The organism is Cutibacterium sp. 37298 (genome assembly GCF_023838685.1).
In the GTDB taxonomy this organism is placed as follows: Bacteria; Actinomycetota; Actinomycetes; order Propionibacteriales; family Propionibacteriaceae; genus Cutibacterium; species Cutibacterium acnes.
The window spans coordinates 53521-66006 of sequence record NZ_JAJNRJ010000003.1; the positions used below are offsets into that span (position 1 = coordinate 53521).

Sequence of the window (12486 nt, forward strand, 5' to 3'; positions counted from 1 at the left end):
TTCACGCGACGAAGGTCTGCAACCGGCGTGCCGCCTCCGAAACCGATCCCGATAGGGATGGATAGACGGTGAAGTCATGCTGAAAAGCGTCGACGGGTATGCGTTCGGCTACTGCTACCGAAATGGGATGGATGAGCTCGCTAGCCCGCGGTGAGACGACCACTCCGCCAATGATGTTGCCAGTCGCTGGACGGCAGAAAAGCTTGACGAAACCGTCGTGAAGCCCCTGCATTTTGGCACGCGGGTTCGTCGACAAGTCCAGCCGAGTCGACCTTGCCTGCACCTTCCCGGAGTCGACGTCAGTTTGCGTCACACCAACTGTGGCAATCTCGGGAGAGGTAAAAACGTTGGAACACACCAAGGACAAGTCCAGCGGTTGGAGTGCCTGGCCCAGGGCGTGCCACACTGCAATGCGTCCCTGCATCGCTGCCACAGACGCCAGGGCGAAGACGCCGGTGCAGTCTCCGGCAGCATAGATACCGGGAACGTTGGTGCGCGAAACTTTGTCGACGGTGATGTGGCCGCGCGGACCAACAGCTACACCGACCTCTTCCAAACCGAGATCAGCGCTGTTGGGGGTCGACCCGACTGCCATAAGGACGTGAGATCCACGAACGGTCCGACCGTCCTCCAGCCCGACCACGACTGCGTCCCCGTCGCGGATCGCGGAAACTGCGCGGGAATGCGACAAAATCTCCATGCCGCGAGACTCGAAAACCTGCTGCAACACCTGGGCCGCGTCGGGGTCTTCGCCGGGGAGAACCTGATCGCGTGACGACACCAGCGTTACTGGGCATCCCAACGAATCGTAGGCCGACGCGAACTCCGCACCAGTGACGCCAGATCCCACCACGATGAGGTGTTCAGGTACCTCCCGCATCGAGTACACCTGTTTCCAGGTAAGGATGCGCTCCCCGTCACAGCGGGCCGCGGGCAGCTCGCGCGGAGTGGTCCCGGTGGCTAGCAGCACAATGTTGGCGTCGATTGTCTCATCGTCGTTGATAACAACCCGATGCAGGTGACCAGGAGCACCTGTCGCCAATCGCGCCCGTCCGCTGATCAGCCGCACTCCTTTGCGCTCCAGTCCGCGGCTAATGTCGTCAGACTGGGCTTGGGCAAGCTGACGCACCCGAGAGTTAACGGCGTCGAGGTCAACCTCGAACGTCTCGGTGTGACGTAATCCGAGCTCAGCTGCGCGGCGCAAGGTCGATGTGACCTCCGCGGTGGCGATGAGGGTTTTCGACGGGACGCAGTCGGTGAGGACAGCAGCTCCTCCGATACCAGTTTCCTCAACGACAGTGACATCAACGCCACCAGCTGCCGCAACGCTGGCGGCCTCGTATCCTCCAGGCCCTGCCCCAATGATCACCATAGACGTCATGGCGGCATTCTTTCAGTCACGACGGCTCATCTGTCGACATCGAGAGAAATCTCCGGCGTGAGGAAACCCTCGATTCATCACGCATTTCGACACTGAACACCCCAAACGGCTATCCCAGCTGACGAAAATCGCAGCACATGGCCGGGGCTGGCACTCCCAAACAGCGAAAACCTCTAGGGTTAACCCCATGACGTCACCGGAGTTCACCGACCCCCAGGCCATCGCCCGCAATGCTGCCGATGCCATCCGTTCCCGCCTATCTCTGACCAGCGTCGACATGGGCCTCGTCCTTGGTTCAGGATGGTCTGCTGGAGTTGATCGCCTGGGCAAGACTCTTGGGAGGATCCCGCTGAGTGAACTGCCCGGATTCTTTGCACCTGTTGTTGCCGGACATGGCGGCGACCTCGTAGCCGTGGCCCTGCCCAGCGGAAAGACCGCCGTTGTCCTCACTGGCCGCACTCATTTTTATGAAGGCCGCGGGGTCGAGTCGGTGGTCCACGGAGTGCGCACTGTCGCCGCGCTAGGTGCCACCACGATGATCCTCACGAACGGTTGCGGCGGATTAGACCCGTCGTGGGGCCCGGGAACCATCGTCGCTATTCGTGACCACATCAACCTCACCGGTGCCACCCCACTGCGCGGCGCCACTTTCATTGATATGTCGACGGCGTGGACTCCACACCTGCTGGAGGTCACCGAGAGGGTTGCTCCTGGCACTCCAACCGGTGTTTACGCTCAGTTCCGCGGCCCCCAGTACGAGACCCCAGCTGAGGTTCGCATGGCTCGCACCATCGGCGCCGACCTTGTCGGAATGTCAACCGCCCTTGAGGCCATTGCCGCCCGCGAAGCCGGTCTCGACCTACTCGGGCTGTCCCTGGTCACCAACCATGCAGCCGGGGTCACTGATGCCCCACTTGACCATGCCGAAGTTATCGCTGCTGGCAAGCAGGCCGCCCCTCGACTAGCTAGCCTTCTCGCCGATATCACGGCTGCCATCTGATCCATCCCACAGCCCATCGAGGAACCATGACCACCACCCGCCCTGAAAGGCTTAGCCCCGAACTCGTCGCAGAAGTTCAGTCCTGGCTCGACCAAGACCCCGACGAGGCCACGCGCACCGAACTGTCCGATGTGCTCGTCCGCGCCCAGTCTGGTGAAGCTGAAGCCATCGCAGCGGTGGAGTCGGCCTTCGCCGGACCATTGACCTTCGGCACCGCTGGTCTACGCGCGGCGCTCGGCCCCGGCCCGTCCCGCATGAACCGAGTCGTTGTCCAGCGTGCCGCTGCCGGTTTCGCTTCCTGGTTGCGCTCCCACAGCAGCCGAGGAGGAACCGTCGTCATCGGTTTCGACGCTCGTCACAATTCTGACGTCTTCGCCCGCGATACCGCCGAGATCATGGCCGGGGCAGGTTTCCACGCCTTGTTGGCCGACTCCCCTATTCCGACCCCGGTGACGGCTTTCGCTATTAAGCACTATGGGGCAGTTGCCGGTGTCATGGTGACGGCCTCCCACAATCCTCCCGCTGATAACGGGTACAAGGTCTATCTGGGAGACGGTTCCCAGATCGTTCCACCCACCGACGCCGAGATTGCCCACGAAATCGAGGTCGCGTCTGAAGAGCCCGTGGGTGCGATTGTTCGCGGTGACGACATTGAGTTTATCGGCGACGAGCTCATTGATGCCTATGTCTGTCGCGCCGCCAAGCTGACTACGGCCAATCCCGACGTCACCTGGGTTTATACCGCCATGCACGGGGTCGGAACACGGGTCGTGCGTCGTCTCGTTGAGAAGGCTGGCTTACCCGAATTTATCGGGGTGACCGAGCAGCTCAATCCAGACCCGGACTTCCCGACTGTAGCCTTCCCGAACCCCGAGGAGCCCGGCGCCATCGATCTGGCCATTGCTCAAGCCCGCAAGCACGACGCCGACGTCGTTATCGCCTCTGACCCCGACGCCGACCGCTGCGCCGTAGCAGCCGTTATTGACGGGGACTGGCGGATGCTTACCGGCGACGAACTGGGCACTCTTCTTGGTGACGATGCCCTGCGTCGTGGTCTCGACGGTGTTTACGCCAACTCGGTGGTTTCATCGACCTGTCTGGGACGGATGGCTAAGGCTGCCGGACGCGAACACCACATGACCTTGACCGGGTTCAAGTGGATCGGCCGTGTGCCTGGACTCGTCTTCGGCTATGAGGAAGCCATTGGTTACTGCTGCGATCCTTCCCACGTACCCGACAAGGACGGCATCACCGCCTTGGCGACGATCCTGCGTCTGGTCGGTGAACTCAAGGCCTCCGGCACCACCATAGCCGAACGTCTCGACGAGATCTGGGCCACCCATGGTCTACACCGCACTTCCCAGCTCGCGGTGCGCGTCACCACCATGTCGATCATCTCCCAGGCCATGGACCGCTTGCGCAACCAGCCCCCCGCAACCCTGCTAGGTGATCGCGTCGATGTCTGCGACCTCGACGATCCCAGCAATGGGTCCGGGCTACCACAGCAGAACGCGATCGAGCTGACCGGACCTCGCGTTCACGTCGTCACTCGTCCCTCAGGCACCGAGCCGAAGCTCAAGTGCTACCTCGAGGTACGCGCAGCCCCAGCGGAATCGGCCGCCGATCTGTCAGCCACCAAGGCCCGTCTTGACGCAGACATGACGACCCTACGAGACGAGATGTCCCAGGCTCTCGGAATCTGAGCGTCCCTGCGACCCGGACGATGCGTCCTCGTCAGTAATGACGGGGACGCACGAATGTGTCGGCCTCCCGGCATGCCATAGCGGTTGCCTCAACATGCTTCTTCTTGCCCGTCGGCGTCATCGGCAACTTGTTAACGAAGCGGTAGGCGCGAGGTCGTTTGAACCGGGCCAGGTCCTCACTAGCCAGGCAGTGAGCCTCCAGCTCATCAGCTGTCACTGCAGCAGCGTCAGGATCGGCCACCACGTAGGCAACGACCAGCTGCCCCCATTCCGGATCAGGCAGACCCACCACGATCGACTCCAGGACGCTCGGGTGGGATTCCAGCACGGACTCCACCTGGGTTGAGAACACGTTCTCACCACCGCTGATAATCATCTCGTCCTTACGTCCGACGATGGTGACGAACTCATGCTCGTCCCAAGTCGCGAGGTCACCCGGGTAGAACCATCCGGCATGGAACTTCGGATCCTTCGAGCCAGTCTCGCCGGAGTAGGACATACCGCACTTGGGACTGCGCATCGCGACCTCACCGACCTCAACGCCGTCCTTGGCGGCCAGCTCGTCGGGCTCAGCGATACGGTCGTCAAAAACCTTGACCACCTCGACGTCGTCATCAGTGCTGGCCCGACCAGCTGTACCGGCCATTCCCGGCAGATCGAAGGGACGCAGGAAGGTGTTCCAGAAGGTCTCAGTGGTGCCGTACCCGTTCGAGATGTTGGGGGTGAGAACCTCCATATACCGGCGGGCCGAGCCGGCGTCAAGTGGGGATCCCATCGTAACGATGCCCTTCAATCCCGACAGGTCACGCGCATTCTTCTCCTGGGCGCGGGCCAGACGCTCCAGGGCCGTCGGTGCGCCGATGAGGAAGGTGATGTGGTAACGGCCCACCCAGTCGAGCACGGTGTCGGCGTCGAACTCGCGCATCGGCACCACCGATCCCCCGACGTAAAAGGTGGGGTTAGGACCGCCAGAGTGCAGGCCACCACGGTGGAACCACGGAGTCATGTTCAGGGTGCGGTCCTGTGGAGTGAGCGGGAAGTGCATGATGACATCGTGCGCGCTCATGACCTCCACGAAGGACGGCAGCGGAACACCTTTCGGCAGGCCGGTCGTCCCTGAGGTGTAGAGACGGATGACCTCGTCATAGGTGCTGAGGTTCGACGGACGATCCGGGGCCCTCCCATCGGCCTGGGACAAAGCGGTGTCGAAGTCGACGGCGCCGTCGGGCAGATCCGGTGAGGTGCCAGCCGGAGCCACCTGGATGAGAAAGGGCGTCGGGGTCTCAGACTCCGGGGCGACCTCCGCAATGGCGGGCAGCACTCGAGAGGTGATCTCGGCGTCGTGGACCAACACTTTCGGGCGGGCGTCACGCAGGGCGCAAGCCAATTCTCCGGGAGCGAGCCGACAGTTAAGGACGGTTCCCACCGCCCCCAAACGGTGAGCGGCCAGGTAACAGATGGCGAACTGCGGGGTATTGAACAGCTCGAAAGCAAAGGTGTCCCCGGGACCGACCCCGTGTTGCGAAAGCACAACGGCGAACCGTTCGACGTCAGCGGCCAGCTCACGGTAGGTCCAGGTGCGATCGGTTGCCGGGTCGATCATGGCAAGCGAATCGCCGAATCGGTGTAGGTTACGCTCCAGCCCTGCCACATAGGTGAAGTCGTGTTCAACGTATGCGCGCAACGGCTGTGAATCAAAGCCCATGAAAGACACCTCTCTGCCAATGTTTAAACGTAATTGCCACGTTACGCCGGTCACGGTCGGCTTCTCAGCGTGGTGGGTGGTAAGTGACGCTGGCGTTTGTTCGTCACCCCGACCGCTCCAGCTCACGCCCGAGGGTTAGGGCGGTCCTCATGGAGTCATGAGAGCATCGGGCATTGTGATGCTTGGATGTCGTATGGCTTTTCCGCAAGGGCCGAATCGGCGTACGTTCCCTATGCATTCCCGATAGACTCGGCAGCCGTGGCGCGCACGATCATCCTATTGGCAGGACCCTCTGGATCCGGGAAATCTCATCTCACTCATATGGCGGATTTACCCGAGCTACGCCTCGACGACTTCTACCGAGATCACGATGAACCCGGATTACCCGTGGTGCGCGACATGGTCGACTGGGACGACGTCGCCTCCTGGAATCTTCCGGTCGCCGTCGAAGCCCTCGGGGAACTCGCCACCACGGGACACACCGTCGTCCCTTGCTACGACATCTCACGGTCTCGAGCCGACGGCAACCACGTCGTCGAGGTTGGAGACGCACCGGCAGTCATTGCGGAGGGGATTTTTGCCCCCGACTTGCTGGAGCCATGTCTGCAGGCGGGCCTCAACGTGCTACCGATCTGGTTGGACCGGCCTCGCTGGTTGAACTTTGCCCGGCGTCTCGTCCGAGATTTGCGGCAGCATCGCAAGTCTCCACCCGTGTTGGTCCGTCGCGGTCTCGCCTTACGCCGGGCTGAACCGGCACTGCGGTCACGAGCTATCGTCATGGGATTTCAACCTATGAGTATGAGGCGAGCAAGTGCCACTGTCGCCGCCCTGATGGGCTGAACGCAGGAGAGGTTTTCAACCTTTTGGCCGATGCCGATGGATCATCGCCTTCATAATGTCGACAGGGTCGAAAGGAATGCCGTGCCAGACACCACCTTCGCCGCCACTGCGGCCCAGCCCATCCCCGGGCGCTGGAAGGCCCTCGCCGTCCTCGCTGCAGGGCTCTCCCTCATCATCTTGGACGGCACAATCGTCGGTGTTGCCCTACCGACGATGATTTCGGCCCTCAACCTGAACCTCACCGACGCCCAGTGGGTCAACGCCATATACAACGTCATCTTCGCTGCTCTCCTGCTCGGAGCCGGCCGTCTCGGCGACCGGATCGGGCGTCGCACCACCTTCACAGCTGGCGTGGTCCTGTTCGTCGGAGGATCCCTGCTGGCCGCAACGGCGTCGGGACCTGGCTCCCTCATCGCCTCGCGTACCGTCCAGGGTGTGGGAGGCGCGCTCGTGTTGCCGTCCACCCTGTCATCGGTGAACTCACTCTTCCAGGGCAAGGATCGCGCCGCCGCTTTCGGCATCTGGGGTGCCGTCATGAGTGGCATGGCAGCCCTCGGCCCACTGCTGGGCGGAGTCTTGACTGAATACGCGTCATGGCGTTGGATCTTCTGGGTCAACCTTCCGTTGGGGCTGCTGGTACTGGCTGGAATTGCCACATGGGTGCCACAGACTCACGGCAGACCTGCTGACAAAGGCGTCGATGTCGACGGTGTACTCACCTCAGCCATCGGCTTTGGCCTGCTCGTCTTTGGGCTCATTGAGGCCACCACCCTGGGGTGGTGGGATAAGAAACAAACCTTCAAAGTTTTCGGGTGGGAATGGCCGACCAGTTGGTCGATGTCCCCCGTGCCGTGGGCGATCGCTATCGGCCTGGTTTTCATCATGCTATTCGTCGTCTGGGAGCATCACCGCGCCAAGGTTGACCGCGACGCTCTGCTTGACCTGACTCTGTTCCGGGTAGGGACGTTCTCCTGGGGTAATCTCACCGCCGCCACAGTGGCCATCGGCGAATTTTCCCTCACATTCGTACTGCCGCTGTTCCTAGTGAACTCGCTTGGTCTCTCGACGGTACGTACTGGGATCGTGCTCGCCGCAATGGCCTTGGGTGCATTTTTCTCCGGGGCGTCGGCACGTCACCTAGCCGCGAGGATGGGTGCCACCGGGGTGGTCGTCCTCGGGCTGACCCTCGAGGTCGTCGGCGTCGGGCTGCTGGCCTGGGTCGTCGGTGTGCAGGGATCCACCTGGCTGATTGTTCTTACTCTCATTGTCTACGGTGTTGGGCTCGGCCTCGCCTCGGCCCAGCTGACCTCGACGGTGTTGCACGACATTCCTGCCGACCAATCCGGGGCAGGATCGGCCACCCAGTCGACGGTACGTCAGCTGGGTTCGGCCTTCGGCGCCGCCATCGCCGGGACGGCGCTGGGATCGGCCATGAACCACACCATTCCCGACGCGGTGGCCTCGATCAGCGCAGTACCGACCAGAGTCCTCGACAAGCTCGTTCACATCACTGAGGACTCAACCGGTTCGGCCATTCCAGGACTTCGCCATGCGTCTGCCCACAGCCCCTTCATTCGCCCGCTCGGTGAATCCCGCGACGCCGTCATCGGCAACCTCGAGACCGGTTTCGCTCACGCAGCAGCGTGGTCGATCGGGTTGTCGTCGCTGTTTCTGGTCATCGGTCTGCTCGGGGCGATCATGGTGAGGCACGAGGCACGCAAGCAGGTCGGCTAGCAGCGCCATAACGGTACCCCAGAGGAGAACAGCTCCTATCCCCACGTATCTTGCATTCATGTGCACCGAAATGTTCCAGTAAATGCAGCAGTGCACTGAGCGATTTCCCTCGAGCTGCTGGCGTTGCCAACACACTGCCTCAATTGACAGCACCACTGCCCGACGTCACGTCAACCAAACCCTACCGACGCCGCTGTAGGGGATCGCCAGTGTCGCAGGTGGGAACTATTCTGACGCCAGTCGCTTTCCGAGGACAGGAAAACAAGAGGGGTAAAGCGGAGGTACACATGGCGTTGCAGAAATGGCCCAACCGAGGCGCGAGCAACGCCACACCGGCAGGCTTCATGTCGACCCGGAGGACTCAGCGTCGGTCCTTCTTCATCCCCTCCCCCTCGCAGATCGCCGAGCCGAGTTTCGTCGCGGTGGACTTCGAGACAGCCAACCGAATGGGCGGAGTATCGGCCTGCCAGGTGGCCATGGTGAAGGTGTGTGACGGACAGATCGTCGACAGGTTGAACACCTTAATCCGTCCGCCCAAGGGGTGGGACTCCTTTGAGTTCACCTATCTGCATGGCATCTCTGCAGCCGACGTCGCGGACGCCCCCAGCTGGACCAACATTGCCGACACCGTTTCCCACTTTGTGGATGGGGTGACCGTATACGCCCATAACGCCGCTTTCGACTCCCGGGTGTGGCGACAGCTTGACGAGCACTTCGGCACCACCACCCTGCCCGCACCGTTCTTTTGCTCGTATCGGACAGCGCAGCGCCTCATCCCGGGGTTACCCAACTACAAGCTCCCCACGGTGCTTCACGCTTGTGCCCCGAATTACCAGCTCAACCATCATCGAGCCGACTCCGACGCCGAAGCCTGCGCCCTCATCGTCTGCGAGTTACAGAGACGGGCGCAGGCAAGCTGACTCACTGCGGGTTGACCGGGGCCCATTGCGGACCGGTTTGGGCGAGCTTAGCGTCGAGCTTCCGGAAGATGGGCGAAGTTTTAGACAGCGGAGTACCTACCGTGATTTCATGACGGCCCCATGACGCCTGCTCGGTGGCGTAATCCCCCATGAGGATCGGTGCCCCATCGGTCTCAATGAGCTCAGGCTGGGCCGCCCACACACCCTCACCACCAAGGGCCTCATAAATCTTCTGCGCCGAATGAGGCATGAACGGGGTCATCATGGTGTTAACGTCACTCACGACCTGCAAAGCCACATGCAGCACGGTGTCACGACGCTCAGGATTGTCCTTGAGCTTCCACGGTTCCTCAGCAGAGATATAGGCATTAGCTAGCCCAACGATCCTCATCGCCTCAGTAATAGCCGCCTTGAATCTGGCGTGGGCAAGCAACCCGCCCACGGTGTCAAACCCAGCAGCAGCGGCATCCAGCAACTCACGGTCAGCGTCTGTCAACTCACCAGCAGCCGGAATCTCGTGGCAATTCTTGAACGCCATCGAAATCGACCTGTTAACGAGGTTGCCCCACTCGTTGGCGAGCTCAAAGTTCACCCGGCGGACAAACTCTTCCCAGGTGAAGTCCGTGTCCTGATTTTCCGGACCGGCAACCGCAATGAAGTAGCGCAGGGCGTCGGGACCGAACTCATGCAGGAAATCTCCGACAAAAATAGTGGCACCACGAGAGTTCGACACCTTTGAACCACTCATCGTCAGAAACTCGCTGGAAACAATCTCGGTGGGAAGGTTGAGGGTTCCAAGTTCCTCGGATGGCTCGCCACCCTTATCGCCACGCCCATTTGTACCCAACAGGATGCCGGGCCAAATGACCGAGTGGAACACGATGTTGTCCTTGCCCATGAAGTAGTACGAACGAGCGTCCTCGTCATTCCAGAACTCACGCCACGCATCAGGCCTACCAATACGGCGCGCCCACTCAATCGAGGCAGACAGGTATCCGATAACAGCGTCGAACCACACGTAGATCGACTTCATCGGGTTGTCCTGCCAGCCTTCTACCGGCACGCGAATGCCCCAGTCGAGATCGCGGGTAATAGCGCGCGGACGCAACTCCTCAAGCAGGTTGTGGGAAAACTTCAAGACATTCGGACGCCAATCGGTGCGAGTGTCAATCCACGATGCCAACGACTCGGCCAGAGCAGGAAGGTCAAGGAAGAAATGCTCGGTCTCGCGAAACTCGGGAGCGGCCCCTGTGGTCTTTGACCTGGGGCCGATGAGGTCGGCCGGGTCGAGCTGACGGCCACAGTTGTCGCACTGGTCACCGCGGGCGTCGTCGTATCCACACACCGGGCAGGTGCCCTCAATGTAACGGTCCGGAAGGGTACGTCCGGTCGATGACTCAAACGCCCCCATCTCGGACCTCTTGACGACGTAGCCGTTTTCGTGGAGGCGAGTAAAGATCTCCTGGGTGACGTGAGCGTGGTTGTCGGTCAGCGTCGACGTGTACAGATCGTAGGACAATCCGAGCCCCTGCAAGTCTGCCGCGATGATGCGGTGGTACTTCTCAGCGCACTCCTGAGCCGTCACGCCCTCCTGATCAGCCTTGACTGAAATAGCGGTGCCATGACAATCCGAGCCGGAAACCATGAGGACTCGGTGGCCCGACATTCGCATGTACCGGGCAAAGACGTCAGAGGGGACACCGAATCCGGAAACATGGCCGATATGTCGAGGCCCATTAGCGTAGGGCCACGCGACGGCGGCAAGAACGTTGGCACACATGAGGTTAACTCTATCGGTAGCCGACATCGAGGATGTCAACGATTGAAGCAGCGTAGGTCGATGCTATGTACCGATCGAGGTCATCGTGGTTCATGACCCGAGCAACTTGTCAGCGCACCGGGGTGATTTGGTGGAACCTCAACTGCCAGCCCCTATCTGGGTCGCGGTGCCATAGCGAAACCCGCACGCTGACCCGAGATCCTGCCCGTGCCCGCCACCGCAGCAGGACGTCCTGTGGGCCAGTCCTTACCATTCCGAGAATCTCAATACTGGCCCTCACCTCGGGGACCGGCATGTCGGCCAAAGCCCGACCTCGCGTCCACAGTCGGCCATTCCCGTCATGTTCGATGAAGTCAGGGGCGGCAAGCTCCTCCAAAGCGCTGCGGTGGGCGATCGCATCAGTCTCCAGGAAGCGGCGCTCTTTGTCGGTGAGGATGCCGATAAGCTCCTGGTCGGGAGTGACAGGGCGCTCGGGTAGATCAAACAACCGCTCTTGCTCATCACCGTTCCCGGGCCTCGGCACATCTTCTTGCGACTGCGGTCTTCGGTCGACCCCGCCGAACCCAGGCCCGCGATCGACCGGCGTGCCGTCGCGGAAGGCCGTGGCGGCGGCGCGAGCACGCTGATCGGCGGCCTCGTTCATAGCATGGCCAGCGTGCCCTTTCACCCACTCAAAGGTGACGTCACGGCCGTCGAGCTCTTCATCAATGGGCTCGAGGAGGTCCCGGTTGAGTACCGGCTTGCCGTCACGTTTGCGCCATCCATGACGTTTCCATCCCGGAATCCACTTCGTGCAGCAGTTAATGGCGTACTGAGAGTCACACAAGATCGTCAGTGGCTCGTTGGCGTCACGAGTGGCGCGCAAAACGTCGAGAACGGCCTTGAGCTCACCCATGTTATTCGTACCGCGTGGCCAACCGCCGGCAGCCCAGGTGTCGTCGTCGATATACCAGGCCCAGCCGGCTGGCCCCGGATTGTCGAGGGAGGACCCGTCAGCTGCGGCCACTATCATGACTTCTCCTGCTGGTTGGCGACACGATCAAGGTTGTCGACGCCGAAGGCCTGCGGTAGCACCTCGGTCATCGTTTGCACCCCGGCTGGAGTGTCGATGAGCATCGTCGGGCCACCATGTTCCCACAGCAGTTGGCGACAACGCCCACACGGCATGATCGTCTCACCCATAGCGTCCACGCAGCAGAAGGCGAGAAGGTGCCCACCACCCCCGGCCACGAGGTCACTGATAAGCCCGCACTCTGCACACAAGGTGACGCCATAACCAGCGTTTTCCACATTGCATCCGACGACGACGCGACCATCCTCAGCAAGCCCGGCTGCTCCCACTGGGAAGTGGGAGTACGGCACGTAAGCTCGTTTCGTCAGTTCGTGAGCTCGACAGCGTAACGCGTCCCAGTCGACGTCCACG

10 protein-coding genes are annotated in these 12486 nt (G+C 61.5%); 5 read left to right on the forward strand and 5 right to left on the reverse strand.

The features are described 5' to 3' along the window. Position 1 precedes the first annotated feature (1 nt). The gene (locus LRP59_RS08905) at positions 2-1381 is read right to left on the reverse strand and encodes an NAD(P)H-quinone dehydrogenase (RefSeq protein ID WP_002514722.1); all 1380 of its coding nucleotides are present in this window, start codon (positions 1379-1381) and stop codon (positions 2-4) included. 187 nt (positions 1382-1568) lie between these two features. On the opposite strand from LRP59_RS08905, the gene LRP59_RS08910 reads away from it, so the two are divergent. Beyond that, entirely contained in the window at positions 1569-2381 is an 813-nt protein-coding gene (locus LRP59_RS08910) for a purine-nucleoside phosphorylase (protein WP_002514723.1), read from the forward strand. A 26-nt stretch (positions 2382-2407) separates the two neighbouring features. Next, positions 2408-4084, forward strand: a complete 1677-nt coding sequence (locus LRP59_RS08915; RefSeq protein WP_002514724.1) for a phospho-sugar mutase — start codon at positions 2408-2410, stop codon at positions 4082-4084. A 31-nt stretch (positions 4085-4115) separates the two neighbouring features. On the opposite strand, the gene LRP59_RS08920 is transcribed toward LRP59_RS08915, so the two are convergent. After that, complete coding sequence (locus LRP59_RS08920) at positions 4116-5789, reverse strand: class I adenylate-forming enzyme family protein (RefSeq protein ID WP_002514725.1); 1674 nt, start codon at positions 5787-5789, stop codon at positions 4116-4118. A gap of 186 nt (positions 5790-5975) precedes the next feature. On the opposite strand from LRP59_RS08920, the gene LRP59_RS08925 reads away from it, so the two are divergent. From LRP59_RS08925 to LRP59_RS08935, 3 genes are all read left to right on the forward strand, one after another. Then, positions 5976-6629, forward strand: coding sequence for a uridine kinase (locus LRP59_RS08925; protein WP_002522136.1), 654 nt, complete (start codon positions 5976-5978; stop codon positions 6627-6629). Between the two features lie 30 nt (positions 6630-6659). Then, positions 6660-8363 (forward strand): MFS transporter, encoded by a 1704-nt coding sequence (locus LRP59_RS08930; RefSeq protein ID WP_002533562.1) that lies wholly within the window; start codon positions 6660-6662, stop codon positions 8361-8363. Between the two features lie 287 nt (positions 8364-8650). After that, positions 8651-9283: a 3'-5' exonuclease gene (locus LRP59_RS08935; RefSeq protein WP_002514728.1), complete on the forward strand. Its 633-nt coding sequence runs from the start codon at positions 8651-8653 to the stop codon at positions 9281-9283. Position 9284: 1 nt separating this feature from the next. On the opposite strand, the gene metG is transcribed toward LRP59_RS08935, so the two are convergent. The 3 genes from metG to LRP59_RS08950 form a co-directional block, all read right to left on the reverse strand. Beyond that, the gene (gene metG, locus LRP59_RS08940; protein ID WP_187361753.1) at positions 9285-11090 is read right to left on the reverse strand and encodes a methionine--tRNA ligase; all 1806 of its coding nucleotides are present in this window, start codon (positions 11088-11090) and stop codon (positions 9285-9287) included. A gap of 82 nt (positions 11091-11172) precedes the next feature. Beyond that, positions 11173-12075, reverse strand: a complete 903-nt coding sequence (locus LRP59_RS08945) for a ribonuclease H (RefSeq protein ID WP_002514730.1) — start codon at positions 12073-12075, stop codon at positions 11173-11175. Beyond that, on the reverse strand, positions 12072-12485 hold the full coding sequence (locus LRP59_RS08950) for a cytidine deaminase (RefSeq protein ID WP_002514731.1): 414 nt from the start codon (positions 12483-12485) through the stop codon (positions 12072-12074). Before LRP59_RS08950 ends, LRP59_RS08945 begins: the two co-directional genes overlap by 4 nt. Position 12486: the final 1 nt, after the last annotated feature.